General features: G+C 44.5%; 12 protein-coding genes and 1 tRNA gene. 8 read left to right on the top strand and 5 right to left on the bottom strand.

Annotated features, from left to right (window positions below):
- Nucleotides 1–153: 153 nt before the first annotated feature.
- From AAEY72_RS09995 to AAEY72_RS09985, 3 genes are all read right to left on the bottom strand, one after another.
- Nucleotides 154–244 (bottom strand) — tRNA-Ser (locus AAEY72_RS09995).
- A 162-nt stretch (nt 245–406) separates the two neighbouring features.
- Complete coding sequence (locus AAEY72_RS09990; protein ID WP_352310398.1) at nt 407–1,573, bottom strand: type I glyceraldehyde-3-phosphate dehydrogenase; 1,167 nt, start codon at nt 1,571–1,573, stop codon at nt 407–409.
- Nucleotides 1,574–1,674: 101 nt separating this feature from the next.
- On the bottom strand, nt 1,675–3,630 hold the full coding sequence (locus AAEY72_RS09985; protein ID WP_352310397.1) for a DEAD/DEAH box helicase: 1,956 nt from the start codon (nt 3,628–3,630) through the stop codon (nt 1,675–1,677).
- Nucleotides 3,631–4,007: 377 nt separating this feature from the next.
- Here AAEY72_RS09985 and exaC point away from each other — a divergent pair, with 377 nt between their 5' ends.
- The 8 genes from exaC (at nt 4,008) to AAEY72_RS09945 (ending at nt 14,379) form a co-directional block, all read left to right on the top strand.
- On the top strand, nt 4,008–5,534 hold the full coding sequence (gene exaC, locus AAEY72_RS09980; RefSeq protein ID WP_010196435.1) for an acetaldehyde dehydrogenase ExaC: 1,527 nt from the start codon (nt 4,008–4,010) through the stop codon (nt 5,532–5,534).
- Between the two features lie 137 nt (nt 5,535–5,671).
- Nucleotides 5,672–5,998: a DUF779 domain-containing protein gene (locus tag AAEY72_RS09975; protein WP_010196433.1), complete on the top strand. Its 327-nt coding sequence runs from the start codon at nt 5,672–5,674 to the stop codon at nt 5,996–5,998.
- A gap of 204 nt (nt 5,999–6,202) precedes the next feature.
- On the top strand, nt 6,203–7,846 hold the full coding sequence (locus AAEY72_RS09970; RefSeq protein ID WP_352310396.1) for a GMC family oxidoreductase: 1,644 nt from the start codon (nt 6,203–6,205) through the stop codon (nt 7,844–7,846).
- Between the two features lie 594 nt (nt 7,847–8,440).
- The gene (locus AAEY72_RS09965) at nt 8,441–10,081 is read left to right on the top strand and encodes an ABC transporter substrate-binding protein (protein WP_352310395.1); all 1,641 of its coding nucleotides are present in this window, start codon (nt 8,441–8,443) and stop codon (nt 10,079–10,081) included.
- 172 nt (nt 10,082–10,253) lie between these two features.
- A complete protein-coding gene (locus AAEY72_RS09960; RefSeq protein WP_352310394.1) occupies nt 10,254–11,270 on the top strand; it encodes an ABC transporter permease in 1,017 nt (338 codons plus the stop codon).
- Nucleotides 11,271–11,421: 151 nt separating this feature from the next.
- Nucleotides 11,422–12,336, top strand: coding sequence for an ABC transporter permease (locus AAEY72_RS09955; RefSeq protein ID WP_352310393.1), 915 nt, complete (start codon nt 11,422–11,424; stop codon nt 12,334–12,336).
- A 1-nt stretch (nt 12,337) separates the two neighbouring features.
- A complete protein-coding gene (locus AAEY72_RS09950; protein ID WP_352310392.1) occupies nt 12,338–13,411 on the top strand; it encodes an ABC transporter ATP-binding protein in 1,074 nt (357 codons plus the stop codon).
- Nucleotides 13,408–14,379 (top strand): peptide ABC transporter ATP-binding protein, encoded by a 972-nt coding sequence (locus AAEY72_RS09945; RefSeq protein ID WP_352310391.1) that lies wholly within the window; start codon nt 13,408–13,410, stop codon nt 14,377–14,379. The genes AAEY72_RS09950 and AAEY72_RS09945 overlap by 4 nt, the downstream gene beginning before the upstream one ends.
- Nucleotides 14,380–14,391: 12 nt before the next feature.
- On the opposite strand, the gene AAEY72_RS09940 is transcribed toward AAEY72_RS09945, so the two are convergent.
- Nucleotides 14,392–15,438: an NERD domain-containing protein gene (locus AAEY72_RS09940; protein WP_352310390.1), complete on the bottom strand. Its 1,047-nt coding sequence runs from the start codon at nt 15,436–15,438 to the stop codon at nt 14,392–14,394.
- A 44-nt stretch (nt 15,439–15,482) separates the two neighbouring features.
- Nucleotides 15,483–16,388 (bottom strand): class I SAM-dependent methyltransferase, encoded by a 906-nt coding sequence (locus AAEY72_RS09935; protein ID WP_352310389.1) that lies wholly within the window; start codon nt 16,386–16,388, stop codon nt 15,483–15,485.
- Nucleotides 16,389–16,401 lie beyond the last annotated feature (13 nt).

The raw sequence follows: 16,401 nt of genomic DNA, 5'->3' as shown, positions 1-16,401 counted from the left end.
AACTCTCGAAGGGCTACAAACCCTTGTCGGTTTTCAAGACCGGTGCATTCAACCACTCTGCCACGTCTCCATTGGTGGATCATTATAACGATATAAAATAAAAATGCAACAAAAAAAGCCGCAATCATTAATAATAATTGCGGCTTTCGAATTTGGAGGAGACGGAGAGATTCGAACTCTCGAAGGGCTACAAACCCTTGTCGGTTTTCAAGACCGGTGCATTCAACCACTCTGCCACGTCTCCATTGGTGCAATATTATAGCGATATAACATGAGAATGCAAGCAATTAATTGAACGAATTTAAATTATTTTGATGCTATCGTTGATTCAGTTTAAAAGAGAGTTAAGGCAACTGAGTGCAGAGGTATAAGTCATACTTCAAGCGAGGTTAACGCTGCCACTCCTTTATATAGAATTAACGATAGGTTTTTTATGAGATGCCAGATGCAAACACATATCTAGCAGTCTATTGGCATATCCCCATTCGTTGTCATACCACGCAAAAACCTTGTATTGCCCGCCCACTTGCATCAGCTGTTGCCCATCAATAATCAGCGATTCAGTTTGATGGATAAAATCGCTGGATACCAGTGGTTCTTCGGTATAAGCCATGATGTCATGCAAATGTGCCTGACTGGCCGATTTGAGTACCTCACGAATTGATTCAATACTGACGTCTGGTGTATCAAACACAAAAGTGACATCTATTGCTGCCACATCGATGGTCGGCACGCGTATCGAATGTCCATTTATCTTGCCTACCATCGCTGGTAGCACCCGCTCTGTCGCAGCGATACTGCTAGAGGTGGTCGGAATAATGTTGTAGCCGGACGCGCGCGCCCGTCTTGGGTCACGGTGCGCCTGATCTAGTACGGTCTGATCAGCGGTGACCGCATGAATCTCTGTCATCATGGCAGACGTCACGCCAAACGCCTTATCAAGGGTATCAATGAGCGGCACCAATGCCTGCGTGGTACAAGAGACGCTCGATATAATCGGTAGCTCAAGCGTTAATGCCTCCGTATTCACACCCATAACGATACAGGCATCCACATCATCGAATGGCGCGGCACCGATAATCACTTGCTGCGCGCCAGCGTCGATATGTAGCGTTGCTTGCTCATAAGAGCGAAAGTGTCCAGTACATTCTAGCACCACATCGACACCCAGCGCCTGCCAAGGTAGGTTTTGTGGATCAGGCTCTGATAGCATATTGATGCAGTAAGTCAGATTGTTCTTGGTAAGGCAAAGCTGAGTCTTGCTAGCATCATCTGCACCACTCTCTACAAGCTCAGCATTGACGCCCAGTCGACTGAGGCGACCGTGCGTGCTGTCAAATTTTAACAAATGAAGGAGTATGTCGGCTGGCGCTAAATCGTTAATCGCCACCACATGAATGGCACGGCCTAGCACTTCAAAGCGCTCTAGCAAAGCGCGAAGTACATTGCGCCCTATACGACCAAAGCCATTGATAGCGACTCTCAGTGGCTGCGCGTGCTCACCCGTGGTACGATAGCTCGCTGCTATCGGGTCAGAGGTCAATTGATAAGTGGCGCTAGAAAAATCAGGCATAACAAGTTATCGCTATTTTATAAAGGGCTGCAGGATCGGAGAGCTGTTACCTTGAACGTGCTTTGTTTTGATGGCTGCTACCTATCAAAGCTTAATAGACGTTATGGCGTGATAAAAATCAGCGCTAAGCGAATGGTATTGTAGTCGATACTTTGTTTAAGATGATCAAATATCGGACGCAGTTTGATACTACCATCATCATTAAAATCGTTCGGATTATTGGCAACCTTGATGGCGACATAGGCATTACCAACGGCTGTCATCACCTCATCCTCTGGGCGCAGATGATCGCAGGCGAGGCTTGGATCTTGTGCCTTTAGATCGCCAATATGACGCATGATGGTTGATTGTGACAGCTGACGCGCTTGCGAGATTTCTGCAATGGTCAAGCTCTCTTCTAACAACACTCTGGTCGCAAGTAAGGTGCTGTCTGACTTATCAGAGACCTGATTGCCAAGCTTCTGTTTTTTATCGAGCTTCGCATGCTGTTGTTCGCGGCGCTTTTTTTGTAGAGTGGCATAGGCATCAATCACCGACTTACTCAATGTACCCCCTGACTTCAAGGTGAATTTTTCATGTGCCTGCTGCATGCTCTCTTCATCTAGCATCGCATAATTGGCATCGGCTTCGTCAGACAGTACCAAAAACCGCTTATCTGCCCCACGTGCCAACGGATCAAGTTGCAAGCTCATGTCATTCATACCCAGCAGTTGCAAGCCCGACAGCGATTTGAGTCGTGACAGTGCCACATAGCCCTGCCCAAGCTCAAAGGTACGTGATAAGTCAATTTCTGCCGCATCGAGGGTCATGCCTTGCGATTTGTGAATCGTAATCGCCCATGCTAGACAGAGCGGTACTTGCTCATAGCTTGCCAGCACATCACCGGTTTCATCTTCGATCATCCATTCTTCAGGCTCGGCGATGACTTCACGGCCTGAGTTAAGCCTAACCACTGGCATTTTTTGCGTGGTTGGTTTTTTGGTTTTTGGTTTTTCTTTATCTTTTTGAGCAGCACTCTTTTTACCTTTAGCGGTATTTTCGACGGCATCATCTTCATTAGCATTGTCTTCATTAGTCTCGTCACTACTATCATCTTCGATTAACGCCTCACTGCTGTCCTTGCTCTCATCGATTTTAACAGCAGCAAAACCAATCAGCTCACCCATCGTTCCGTTAGAGACACCAAGCTCAGCATTATTTTTGATAAACATCACCTTTGCGCCCACTTTGAGAATCAGCTCATCTTGGGTACGCACCGTCTTTTTTAGGGTCTCAACCAGCTTACTATCGCCTGTCGCAGTCGCCTCAAAGCGCATCATCTCTCCATCTAGCGCGGCAAGCTCTTTGTCATTAATTTTATTGACGTTGAGATTGTGTGTATAGAGACGAGTGCGCTTGATATCGACGCTTTGATCATAGGTGGCTTCTAACGCAGCAATCGCCTCAAAGGTCACTTCCTGACGACGGATTTGGTTAAGAATATCGTCTAAATCAAGCCCGCCATTGGCGGCGTCGCTGACCTGCCGATGTTGCTCAGACAAATAGCAGATATGGAACTTAGCATCGAGCCACGCTTCCGACATAAAAGCAAACTTTTCACGATTGCTCTCACCTTTACTGCCAATCGGCGGTAACTGAAAAAAGTCGCCCGCTACCACCACTTGAATACCACCAAACGCTTTGTCATTTTTGCGTACATGTTTGAGTACTTGGCTGACCAAATTGATCTGCTTGGCGTGCAGCATCGATATCTCATCGATGACCAATACCGCAGTATCTTTTAATCGGTCTGCTAAAAATTGCTTACGCGCTAAATTGCTCAAGTCGCGATCAGACAACTCATCTTTGATACCAATACCCGACCAACTATGAATCGTCGTACCATTCATGTGAGTGGCAGCAATGCCCGTACTCGCGGTGACGGCAACCGGCACACGTCGCGCACGAAGATAGTCGATGTACTGGTTGAGAGTATAGGTTTTACCTGAACCTGCTGAGCCAGTCAAAAAGACGTTTTGACCTGTTTTTAGGATATCAAGAGCAGAAGATTGACGCATAGATCCAAACCAATTAAATGAATAGTAATAAGAAGAAGAGCATAAAAAATGAAGTATAGAAAAAGAAAGCTGCCACGTCTAAGTAAAGAACCCTAGCAAGCCGAGATAGCAAGCCAAAATAGATGGCAACAATTATAACAGCTGCATTCGCTTTGCGAACCACTTTAACCGTTACATATCACATAACTTAAAGTTATATGATACAAAATATATCATTATAAAAAGTCATTATCGTTCCGCACCAAAGCTCAGTACGATAGGGTGATAACTTGTTCAGGAAGACCAAGTATTTATCTTCATGTGACTATACGCTTCACCTGACTATACTTTAAGTAACCCTATTTTAAATAGCCATAATACACAACAAGGAGTGGTTAATGTTATACGCTTATCCCAATACTGAAAACAGTCCCGTCCAATTCCGCGAAAAATACGACAACTTTATCAATGGTGAATGGGTAGCCCCCATCGATGGCGAATATTTTGATAACTCAAGTCCAATCGATGGTAAAACCTTCTGTCAAATCGCACGCTCTAAAGAAGCAGATGTTGAAGCTGCCCTAGATGCCGCTCATGCTGCCAAAGACGCATGGGGCAAAACCAGCGTCACTGAACGCTCTAATATGTTGCTCAAACTTGCCGATGGTATCGAAGCCAATTTAGAGGCTATCGCTATCGCCGAGAGCTATGAGAACGGCAAACCCGTACGTGAAACCCTCGCCGCAGATATTCCAATCGCCATCGACCATTTGCGTTACTTCGCTGGTGTGATTCGCGCACAAGAAGGCGGCATTAGCCAAATTGATGAAGATACCGTTGCCTATCATTTTCATGAGCCACTTGGCGTCGTCGGTCAAATCATCCCGTGGAACTTCCCTATTCTAATGGCGATTTGGAAAATTGCGCCTGCACTTGCAGCGGGTAACTGTGTCGTCCTAAAGCCTGCCGAGCAAACCCCTGCGTCTGTTTTATACATGCTTGACATAATAGGCGCGGCGGACATTCTGCCTAAAGGCGTACTGAACGTCATTAATGGCTTCGGTGTAGAAGCTGGTAAGCCAATTGCTTCTAATCCACGTATCGATAAAGTGTCCTTTACGGGTGAGACCACCACTGGTCGCTTAATCATGCAATACGCCAGTGAAAATATCATTCCAGTAACGCTAGAGCTGGGCGGTAAAAGTCCAAACATCTTCTTTGCCGATATCATGGACGAAGACGATGACTTCTTAGACAAAGCCGTCGAGGGTTTGGTGATGTTTGCGCTGAACCAAGGCGAAGTTTGTACTTGCCCATCACGCGCGCTCGTACATGAAAGCATCTATGATGAATTTATGAAACGTTGTATCGCCCGCGTTAAAGCCATCAAAATGGGTAACCCGCTCGATACCGACACCATGATTGGTGCTCAAGCCAGCTCAGATCAGCTAGAAAAAATCTTATCTTACCTCGATATCGGTAAAAAAGAAGGTGCCAAAGTCTTAGTCGGTGGCGAACTTGCCAAACATGATGGCGACATGGCAAACGGTTATTATGTACAGCCAACCATCTTTGAAGGCACCAACGACATGCGCGTGTTCCAAGAAGAAATCTTTGGTCCTGTGCTTGCTGTCACTACCTTTAAAGACGATGAAGAAGCGATGGCGCTCGCCAATGATACCTTATATGGCCTAGGTGCTGGTGTCTGGACACGTAACGGCACTCGTGCATATCGTTTCGGTCGTGGCATCAAAGCCGGTCGCGTTTGGACGAATTGCTATCACCTCTATCCTGCGCATTCAGCGTTTGGTGGCTACAAACAGTCAGGTATTGGTCGTGAAAACCATCTAATGATGCTCGATCATTATCAGCAGACCAAAAACATGCTGGTTTCATACAGTCCTAAAGCGATGGGTTTCTTTTAAATCAGTCTTTGGTTGTTTTCTAAATAAATCAATGCAATCTGTCGCAAGGTAGGTTGCATTTTTGCTTTAATGAAGTCTCGATAAGAATCAAAAGTATCGATAAGAATGAGCTATTCATAAGTTACAAGGAGTTAGTTATGAAAGTCACGGCGACAGAATCCTGCAAAGCATTAATTGAATTGCTAAAATCTAAGCATGGCGAGCTGATGTTCCATCAATCGGGTGGCTGCTGTGATGGCAGCTCGCCCATGTGCTATCCATTGGGCGAATTTAAAGTGGGTGGACAAGACGTCCTCGTCAGTGAGCTGGTTGGTTGTCCATTTTATATGGGCAAAGCACAATATAACCTATGGCAACATACCGATCTGACCATTGATGTTGTGAACGGACGCGGTGCCAGCTTTTCGCTAGAAATACCTGAAGGTAAACGCTTTATCGTACGCTCAGAAGTCTGTACGGTATAAGGGCGTTCGGTACAAAATCAGACGGAGTAAACTCTAAACGATGAACTTAATATCCTTAAGCCAGTCTGTTCTATAGTGCTTACGCAAATAGATACCGCAGAGTCATTTTTATTTTATTATTTCAGCAAAATAATAGATATTGTAAAGCGTACCCTACTTTAATGTGCGCGTTTTAATTAGCATGGATGCTATAAGGAATATAAAATGGAATTTGACAAAAATTTTGATTACGTCATCGTTGGTGGCGGTTCAGCAGGCTGTGTGCTCGCCAGCCGTCTCACAGAAAACCCAGATATCAGTGTTTGCTTATTAGAGTACGGTGGTGACGGCAAAGACTTGGCAGTTCGTGTACCTGCTGGACTGATTTTAATGGTACCGGGCAAGCCGCTAAAATTAAACAATTGGTGCTTTCACACTACCCCTCAAGAACACCTTAATAACCGACGTGGCTTTCAACCGCGCGGTCAATGTTTGGGCGGCTCCTCCGCTATCAATGCCATGATTTATACCCGTGGCAGTGCGCTTGATTATGAACGCTGGGTCGAGCAAGGTTGTACAGGCTGGGGTTTTGATGATGTACTGCCCTACTTTATTAAAGCAGAAAACAATATCCATGGTAGCGACGAGCTGCATGGTGATAGTGGACCACTTCATGTCAGTGATTTACTAAGTCCACGCGATATCTCAAAAGCCTTTGTAGAAGCTGCCATTGCCAATGGTTTAGATAAAAATGATGACTTTAACGGCAAAAAACAAGACGGTGCAGGTCTCTATCAAGTCACCCATTTCCACGGAGAAAAACAAGGGCAACGCTGCTCTGCCGCAGCCGCCTATCTACATCCCGTCCAAAATCGCCCGAACTTAACGGTCATTACTCATGCGCAAGCCAACCGCGTCATCTTTGAAGAAAAACAAGCCGTCGGGGTGGCGTACGAAAAAGACGGTGTCGAGCATAGTGTGATGGCGCACCAAGAGGTCATACTGTCAGGCGGTGCCTTTGGCTCCCCTAAAGTCTTGATGCTATCGGGCATTGGTCCTGCTGAACATTTGCAGTCTCATGGCATCGAGGTGGTGGTCGATGCACCCGACGTTGGCGGTAACTTACAAGATCATTTAGACGTCGTTTTTGATTACGAAGTCAATACCACTGATGTCATCGGTCTTGGTATGGCGACTATTTCAACCTTGACCAAAAGCATTCGTCAATGGAGAAAAGATGGCACAGGTCTGTTATCTACCAATTATGCAGAAGCAGGCGCGTTCTTTAGTGTCGGTGACGACCCACAAGAATGGCCAAATACTCAGCTACATTTTGTCATCTCTCGCGTAATTGAACATGGACGTGATCTTAGACGTGGTTTTGCCGTTTCTTGTCATACCTGTTATCTACGCCCTGAAAGCCGCGGTACCGTCAGGCTTGACTCTGCCAATCCCTCAGACGCGGTATTGATTGATCCAAACTATCTCTCGCATCCAAAAGATGTAGAGTATATGGTGGCGGGCGCTGAGCGTACGCGCGCCATCATGCAAGAATCACCCATCGCCAAATATATCACTGAAGACTACCCTGCTCCTTATATTGAAAAGGACGGCATGCTCGGTTATATCCGTAATAAGTCAGATACCATCTATCATCCTATAGGTACCTGCCGTATGGGTTCAGATGACGACTCTGTTGTCGATTTAGAATTAAAAGTGCGCGGCGTAAGCGGATTACGGGTTATTGATGCGTCTGTGATGCCGACCTTGATTAGCGCCAATACCAATGCACCAACGATTATGATTGCTGAAAAATTAGCAGACCTTATAAAAGCCAATCATCATCATATTGAGCTAGCCGCGTCATAAAATACGTTAGGATGGGATGGAATGGGATAAGCAGCTTATTATGGCTGCTTTTCTTTAACAAGCTTATCTATTTAAAACTTTATATTCGATAAAATAAGAATAAGCTAATTGTATAAAAATGCGGCTCATATTTTTTCGTCGTTATTTTTAGGACTTATTTAGGCCATTCTATATTAGCAGTCTATGTTCTAGCTTTAGAATGTCGAAAAAATCGACAAGCTGCGTTAGATTGCTAAATTCAGTGGGTATTAGGGTATTAGGGCTAGGGCGTGTCCTCATTTTAAAAATGAGGACACGCCCTAGTACATTCGGAAATAAAGATATTAAAACGGTACATTTTCTATCAAAATTATCTTAGAGATGGCTTGCGTTACCACTGTTTAAAAGAGTATATTTAAACGACTTATTTATATTGGTATTTTTTGCAATCTGAATTCAGGCGAATACAACCTCATTCATTTTTTATTTTGTATACTGAAAATATTATATAAATACTATTCTAAAGGGAATTAGAAGCTCGTCAGTTATATTTATGGTTCGAAAGCGAAACTATAACTATATTGGCGGCTATTTATCATTACATAGGATGTAATAATGCAGAACTCACTCTTCAAACTTACGATGTTGACGACGCTTGCCTTGGGTATTAGTGCCTGTAGTGGAGACAACAAAAACACCGATGACTCTGCTGCCAGCTCAGATGCCAAAGCAGCTAAAACGCTGCTCTATTGCTCAGAAGGTAGCCCCGCTGGTTTCGATCCGGCACAGTATACGTCAGGCACTGATTTTGATGCGAGCGCCTTCCCCATCTACAACGGCTTGGTAGAATTCAAAAGAGCGGGTACCGAAATTCAACCAGCCTTAGCCGAAAGCTGGGATGTTAGCGAAGATGGCAAGACTTACACCTTCAATCTGCGTAAAGGCGTCAAATTTGGTAAGACTGATTACTTTACTGCTACCCGAGATTTTAATGCAGATGACATTCTCTTCACCCTAGAACGCATAACCAACCCAGACTTTGACTTTAACAAGGCCTATCCTGCTGAATTCCCATATTCTGTCGGCATGGGACTGCCTGATATCATCTCCAATATCGAAAAGGTTGATGATTATACTGTCAAAATTACGCTCAGCGAGACCAATGCACCGTTTTTACAAAACTTAGCGATGCCCTTTGCTTATATCAACTCTGCTGAATACGCCAACAAACTAATGGCTGATGGCAATGCCGCTGATATTAATACCAAGCCAGTGGGTACTGGACCTTTCGTCTTTACTTCCTATCAAAAAGATGCGCAAATTCGTTATACCAAAAACCCAGACTATTGGAACAAAGACGACATCCATATCGACAATCTGGTCTTCGTTATCACCAAAGATTCAGCGGTTCGTGCTCAAAAAGTGCAAGCAGGCGAGTGTCATGTATCTGCTTATCCAAAACCTGCCGAAATTGAATCTGTCAAAAAATCAGGCAAAGCCACAGTCCTTGATCAGCCTGGCTTCAACGTCGGCTACGTCGGCTACAACGTGGAAAAACCTAAGCTTAGTGATCTAAAAGTCCGTCAAGCATTAGATATGGCCATCAATAAAGACGCTATTATCAATGCGGTCTATCAGAGCGAAGGTCTCAAAGCGACCAATCCTATGCCGCCAACGCAGTGGGGCTACGACAAATCCCTCAAAGATGCGCCTTATGACGTTGAAAAAGCAAAAGCCCTTATCAAAGAAGCCGGTGCAGACAATCTGGCTATCAATCTATGGTATATGCCAGTTCAACGACCTTACAACCCTAATGCCAAACTCATGGCTGAAATGCTCCAAGCAGATTGGGCTAAGATTGGTGTTGATACCAATCTTGTGACTTATGAATGGGGTGAGTATCTAAAGCGCGCTGCTAAAGGCGAGCCTGATGTGATTCTAGCGGGTTGGACGGGTGACAATGGTGATCCTGACAACTGGCTGGGTTCATTATTGTCTTGTGACGCTGTCGGCGGAAACAACTATTCGCGCTGGTGTAATAAAGACTTTGATAATTTAGTGACCAACGCTCGTCAGATCAACAATCAAGACGAACGCATCAATGAGTATGAGCAAGCTCAGCAAATATTCAAAGAGCAGCTACCTTGGACGACGATGGCGCATTCAGTCGTGACGGTATTCACCGCCCCAAACGTAGTTGATTATAAGATTAGCCCGCTTGGCTCAATACGTTTCGATGGTGTGAAAGTCGAATAATCTTAACTGATTAATTTCGGTACGACATATACGATTCATTTATATTCGGCTGGGTCAGATACTCTGCTCCAGCCGAACTCATATGAGTTAAGCGCTTCGTTAAGCGTTCTGTCACCGACACTCTCATCACTACCAACACTCTCATCATTGAACCACAACTATTGAGCAGCCCATGCTACTTTATATTCTGCGTCGTATTGCCATTCTCATTCCTGTCTATCTTGGCTTAACGCTATCAACCTTTACTCTGATTCGTCTCGTACCTGGAGATGCCGTCGAGATTATGATGGGTGAGCGTATGGTTGATCCAGAGCTACATGCTCGTGCCCTAGAAAGGCTAGGATTAGACAAACCTCTCATCGTCCAATATTGGGATTACTTGACCGGTATCTTAACAGGTGATTTTGGTGAGTCCTTCCGTACTCGAACCCCCGTATTACAAGATTTCTTTGCCCATTTTGTACCCACTTTAGAGCTGGCGTTGTGCGCCATCGTCATTGCTAGCGTCATTGGTGTGAGCTTAGGCATCTTTGCCGCGCTACGCCGTGGCACGTGGATTGATTACACCCTCATGTCAGGGGCGCTGGCAGGGTACTCTATGCCCATCTATTTATTAGGCCCTATCCTGACAGGTATATTTGCCCACTACTTAGGTCTACTGCCCGTTGCTGGGGTGATATCTGTGGCGCAGTTTTTAGATGTCCAGCCATTGTATGGATCATGGCTGCTCGGCTCGCTAAGCTCGGGAGAACCTGGCGCATTTTGGAACGTGGTCAAGCACTTTATCTTACCTTCCATTGCTTTATCGACCATTCCACTAGCAATGATTGCGCGTATGACACGCTCTGCGATGCTAGAGGTATTAGATGAGGATTACGTACGTACGGCTAGAGCCAAAGGCTTATCACCAAGCCGCGTAATTTTGGTACACGTGATGCGCAATGCCTTGATTACCGTGGTTACCGTAGTTGGTCTACAGATGGCGACATTACTCGCAGGTGCCATTATTACCGAGACTATCTTTAGTTGGCCAGGCGTTGGTAATTGGCTACTTGATGGATTTTTCACTCGTGATTACCCTATTGTACAGAACGGTATTTTACTGGTCGCCACTGCCTTGATTTTGGTTAGTTTATTTATTGATATTTTGTATGGTCTGATCAATCCGCGTATTCGACATACTTCTTAATTTCACATTAATAAATACTCATATTATAAATAGTGGCTATTGTTGTTTGTATGGTTTTGAGTGATTTTTTAGCAAATGCTTAATACTTATTAAGGCTAAAACACTAAAACTTTAAATATTAGCAAAGCACTAGTCACTGTAGGAAATGCTCATGAAGCCTTCTGTTCTTCCCTCTGATGTTGACCTTACAGCCATGACACCGCCCTCGTCTTGGCAACTATTTTTATCGACGTTTTGCCGTAACAAAGGCGCGGTACTTGGTTTTATCGTATTGGCATTGATGGTACTTATTGCCATACTCGCGCCCGCTATTGCTCCTCACGATCCTTATGAATTGTTTACTGGTCAAGAGCAATTGCCACCTGCCTTTCTGGATGGCGGTAATACGATGTTTTGGCTAGGTACGGATGATGCTGGACGAGATACCTTGTCTCGAGTGATGTATGGTGCGCGTTATTCCCTATTTATCGGTCTAAGCGCCACGACTTTGGCTATGATCGTTGGTATTTCATTAGGACTTAGTGCTGCATTTTGGCCAAAGGTATGGGGCAAAGCCGTCATGCTAGTCAATGATATCTTAATGTCTTATCCGAGCTTACTATTGGCGATCATCATTGCCGCTATCTTAGGCCCTTCTATGACCAATACGATTATTACAATCGCACTGGTCTGTACGCCACCATTTATTCGGCTGACACGTGCCACTGCGATGGTAGAGCTACAACGTGAGTACTTTGTTGCCTCGCAAGTGATGGGTGCTGGTGTGCTCAGGTTATTGTTTGTGACCATTCTACCCAACTGTATGGCGCCGCTCATCGTACAAGCGACGATGATTTTCTCTTCTGCTATTTTAGAAGCAGGCGCGATCGGTTTCTTAGGCTTTGGCGTACAGCCACCTGATGCCGAATGGGGTGCGATGCTCGGTACGGCACGTCAATATATTCAAAGTAATGTTTGGCTAGCCATTTGGCCGGGTGTCGCTATTTTCTTGGCTGCCCTGTCGATTAACTTGACTGGTGATGGCTTACGCGATGCGCTAGACCCTAAACTGAAGCAGGTGACCTAAGATGACTGAACCATTAATTAAAACGCCTACCACCCACACTTCTATGAATGGCGCATCCACGAAAGAATCACCATTATTGTTAGATATCGAAAACCTGTCGGTCACTTTTGGTCAAGGGGTGCGTGCTTTTCGTGCCGTCGATGATGTGTCATTGAAAATCACACAAGGCGAGGTTATCGCCGTGGTGGGTGAATCTGGCTCAGGCAAATCCGTCACTATGATGGCACTGATGGGACTGTTGCCACCCTCTGCAACCGTTCGCGCTCAGCGAGTGATGTTTGATAACAAAGACATGCTTAGCATGCCTGCCAAAGAGAAGCGCGGCATCATTGGTAAAGACATCTCCATGATTTTTCAAAATGCGATGTCTTGCCTAAACCCAAGCTTTACGGTTGAGATGCAGCTGGGTGAAGTACTACGCAAGCATCTTGGTTTGCGAGGGTCAGCCGTACAGACGCGTATATTAGAACTCTTAGAATTGGTCGAAATGCCCGATGCGAGAAACCGACTCAAGGTCTATCCGCATCAGCTATCAGGTGGTATGAGTCAACGGGTCATGATCGCGATGGCAATTGCTTGTGAGCCAAAACTACTCATCGCAGATGAACCAACCACTGCTCTTGATGTCACGGTACAAGCGCAAATCATGGACTTGCTCAACCGATTACAACGCGAAAAACAAATGGCGATGGTGCTTATTACTCACGATTTGGGTTTGGTCGCACAGAACTCACGTGATGTCGCGGTCATGTATGCCGGACAAGTGGTCGAAACCAGTACCGTGCCGGAGATTTTTCAAAAACCTGCTCACCCTTATACCGAGGCATTGCTGCAAGCGATTCCTGAACTGGCTATCGGTCAAGATCGATTGAACAGTTTACCCGGAGTCGTGCCCAGCCAATACGATCGCCCAAGCGGTTGCTTATTGTCTCCTCGCTGCCCGTACAAAGAGTCCGCTTGCGAAGTACCACCGCCCATATTAGACACGCCTACTGGCAAGGTGCGTTGTATTCATTCTGATCCTTCTTCTCGCAACCCTATCTCTCACGCTGCTACTTTGGAGACACAAGTATGAGTAATAAAGTGGTCCTAAAAGCAGACAATCTACACAAGCATTACCCCGTATCTCAAGGCTTGGGCAAGGCAAAAGCCTATGTTAAAGCCCTCAATGGTATCTCATTCGAGCTTGAAGCTGGCAAGACGCTAGCCGTCGTTGGCGAATCAGGCTGCGGTAAATCCACGCTTGCCCGCCAGCTAACGCTGATCGAAGAGCCCACTCATGGTCAGCTATTTATCAATGATGAAGGCACCACTGACTATAGTAGAAAGGCGCTCAAAGAGTTGCGTACCGAAATTCAAATGGTATTCCAAAACCCTTATGGTAGCCTCAACCCGCGCCATACTATTGGCTATCAATTGACTGAACCATTAGATATCCATACCAAACTGTCTAAAGAAGAGAAGCGTGACAAAATCAACGAGATGATGAGAAATGTTGGTCTACGTCCCGAGCATGCTGGCCGCTATCCTCATATGTTTTCTGGTGGTCAGCGCCAACGGATTGCCCTCGCCCGCGCGATGATGCTCAACCCTAAAATTGTCGTCGCTGATGAACCTACTTCCGCACTCGATGTCTCCATTCAGGCGCAAGTCTTAAATTTATTTATGGATTTGCAGGATGAGTATCGTACCGCTTACGTTTTTATCTCGCACAACTTATCGGTCGTACGCCACGTCGCTGATGATGTGATGGTGATGTATTTAGGTCAAGCGGTCGAGCACGGGCCGAAAGAAGCAATTTATAACGCGCCAAAACATCCGTATACCATTGCTCTATTGGCGGCCGCACCAACAGTAAATGGCCATAAAAATGATTTGACGCTACAAGGCGAGTTGCCAAGCCCGCTCAATCCACCAACTGGCTGCGCCCTACACAAACGCTGCCCGTATGCCAAGTCGCAATGCAGCGAAGTAGAGCCACAACTACGTGAATGGGATGGTCGATTGGTTGCTTGTTTGCGTTTGGAAGAAATATATGGGTAAGTGAACTAACACCTAATCAATATTAACCACACCTCGGCACTTAGGAAACTGCGCGCACCCATAAAAGGATTGTCCTTGGCGTACGCCTTTTTTTGCAGTGCGTTCAACCATTTCGCTGTTACATTTCGGGCAAGTTGGCGCTTGGACGAAATTAGCAGTAGGGTTTGTCGCCTCAAATATTGCAGGTGCTTCCACCTGTGGCTCAGGCTCTACAACTTCAAACGGCGTGAGAAACATCTTATCAGCCATATCATGCGATATACTGGTATGTGATGTATTTGTCTGCTGAGTATTCAGACTGTCCGTTAGTAACTCGCTAGATTCAATCTCAGTCTGACCCGACCATTGCAACACTTCTTTGCTTCTCAGCGTGGCTCGTTTAGCGGTTTCTTTTACGATCGGCTCAGGTACAGGCTTATTAGTAGTTTTAGCAACTTTTTTGTCATTAGCGTTACCGCTAGGCTGCTTGTTTGTATTCTTGCTTGGATTGCTATGCTTGTCTTTTAGATAGGCTTTATGCTCTCGATTGGTGCGCCAAGATTTACTAAATCTATTACTATTAATCTGCTCAACGATGGACTTAACCTCTTCTTCAGTCAATATTTCATCCTGCTTTTTCTTCACATAAGACGCCATACCACTCGTCAATACGTGTTCGGGTAGCTCATCACGGGTTTTTAGCTCACACTCACCGATGAAAGCAATCATCGAGTGAAAATAGCTCAGCTCTAACCCTAGTAAATCTGCGAGCGTCTTGATGTGCAAGTAGTTTTGGCGCAGTGGGTTTTGGAATTTGAATTTACTTCCATTCGGGAAAGCTTGTGTCCACTGTCTTTGCTTCTCGCTACCATATATCCAGCCTTTATAATTTTTGGTTTCGATGACGAAGATGCCGTATACAGAAACGATGATATGATCAATTTGGGTACTGCCGCCATTAGCTCGTGGTAAGGTGATACCGTTTAATCGGTGGTAGACGTTTTTTTCTAGTTTTAACCACATGGCGACGTTGATAACGGTCTCGCCTAGGAAACCTTTAAAGCTGGATTTTAGGGACATGATTTGGCTCTATTTTAAATACTGAGCTTCTTAAAACGATTTAACTATAAGTTATTAATCACTTTTTGAGAAAGGACTGATACAAACAATTTATCACAGCAATTATAAATACCTTTTCTATCAATCATTTTTGAATCTTTCGTAGATTCTCTAATATTCATACTCATACCTTTGGTAGCCTCCTCATAAATCATTTTCTTTACTCCTAAAACCTTCATTTTACTCGTTGAAGCTTGACCTTCATGGTTCATAGAAACACTCTCAACAATATCCACATTATCAACATCTATAACCCTATCGACAATATGCAAATAATCATTTTCTTTTAATATTTCATCACAAAGTTCATAAATTATATTTTGTGTATGGATTCTTGCTGTACTAGATTCTTGAACTTGAGACAAATCAAATACTTGATTGCTACCTCTAGAGCCATGTGTTCCTAGTAACCAGCAAACAACTGCGTCTATGCTAAAAGCACTATCTTCTGTTAACCATCTTATAAATTTTGGATCATTTATAATATCTCCTTGAACTAGAATGACATCGTATTCTCCCAATTCTTTAGCGATATTTTTATACTCTAATATATATCTAGACTGCGGTGAAGTTTTGTAAACCTCCCTATTATTTATTTTAGCTACATTAAAACCTTTGCTTTTCAATAACTTTTCTGTCTTGTCAATACAGAAACTATTTTCTTCAATAGAAATTACTTTATGGTTATTATTGAGTAAAGCTAAAGTTGAATATCCAGCACCACAACCAATCTCTAAAATATTTTTAGATTCAGCAACACCTTCAGCCATCCAATCATAATAAGAATTTTCAAAAAAATGTTTAGCATCCACCTCCCATGTTTCGGAGTACTCTTTTCTATTCTTTATTAAATCTGTATAGATAAGCTCTTTTTCTTTTTTTGCTAGCATATTACTTATTAAAGTATTCAATCGAATAATCCCT

Origin of the sequence: Psychrobacter sp. W2-37-MNA-CIBAN-0211 (assembly GCF_040309405.1) — a bacterium.
GTDB classification, from domain to species: Bacteria; Pseudomonadota; Gammaproteobacteria; order Pseudomonadales; family Moraxellaceae; genus Psychrobacter; species Psychrobacter glaciei.
Note: the sequence above shows the minus strand (reverse complement) of the source record. Positions and strands in the feature narration are given on the sequence as shown.

Excerpts from the sequence above, each read along its gene's own strand:
- AAEY72_RS09965 (WP_352310395.1), top strand. The coding sequence starts at position 8,441 with ATGCAGAACTCACTCTTCAAACTTACGATGTTGACGACGCTTGCCTTG.
- AAEY72_RS09960 (WP_352310394.1), top strand. The coding sequence starts at position 10,254 with ATGCTACTTTATATTCTGCGTCGTATTGCCATTCTCATTCCTGTCTAT.
- AAEY72_RS09975 (WP_010196433.1), top strand. The coding sequence starts at position 5,672 with ATGAAAGTCACGGCGACAGAATCCTGCAAAGCATTAATTGAATTGCTA.
- exaC (WP_010196435.1), top strand. The coding sequence starts at position 4,008 with ATGTTATACGCTTATCCCAATACTGAAAACAGTCCCGTCCAATTCCGC.
- AAEY72_RS09950 (WP_352310392.1), top strand. The coding sequence starts at position 12,338 with ATGACTGAACCATTAATTAAAACGCCTACCACCCACACTTCTATGAAT.
- AAEY72_RS09940 (WP_352310390.1), bottom strand. The coding sequence starts at position 15,438 with ATGTCCCTAAAATCCAGCTTTAAAGGTTTCCTAGGCGAGACCGTTATC.
- AAEY72_RS09985 (WP_352310397.1), bottom strand. The coding sequence starts at position 3,630 with ATGCGTCAATCTTCTGCTCTTGATATCCTAAAAACAGGTCAAAACGTC.
- AAEY72_RS09990 (WP_352310398.1), bottom strand. The coding sequence starts at position 1,573 with ATGCCTGATTTTTCTAGCGCCACTTATCAATTGACCTCTGACCCGATA.
- AAEY72_RS09955 (WP_352310393.1), top strand. The coding sequence starts at position 11,422 with ATGAAGCCTTCTGTTCTTCCCTCTGATGTTGACCTTACAGCCATGACA.
- AAEY72_RS09970 (WP_352310396.1), top strand. The coding sequence starts at position 6,203 with ATGGAATTTGACAAAAATTTTGATTACGTCATCGTTGGTGGCGGTTCA.
- AAEY72_RS09945 (WP_352310391.1), top strand. The coding sequence starts at position 13,408 with ATGAGTAATAAAGTGGTCCTAAAAGCAGACAATCTACACAAGCATTAC.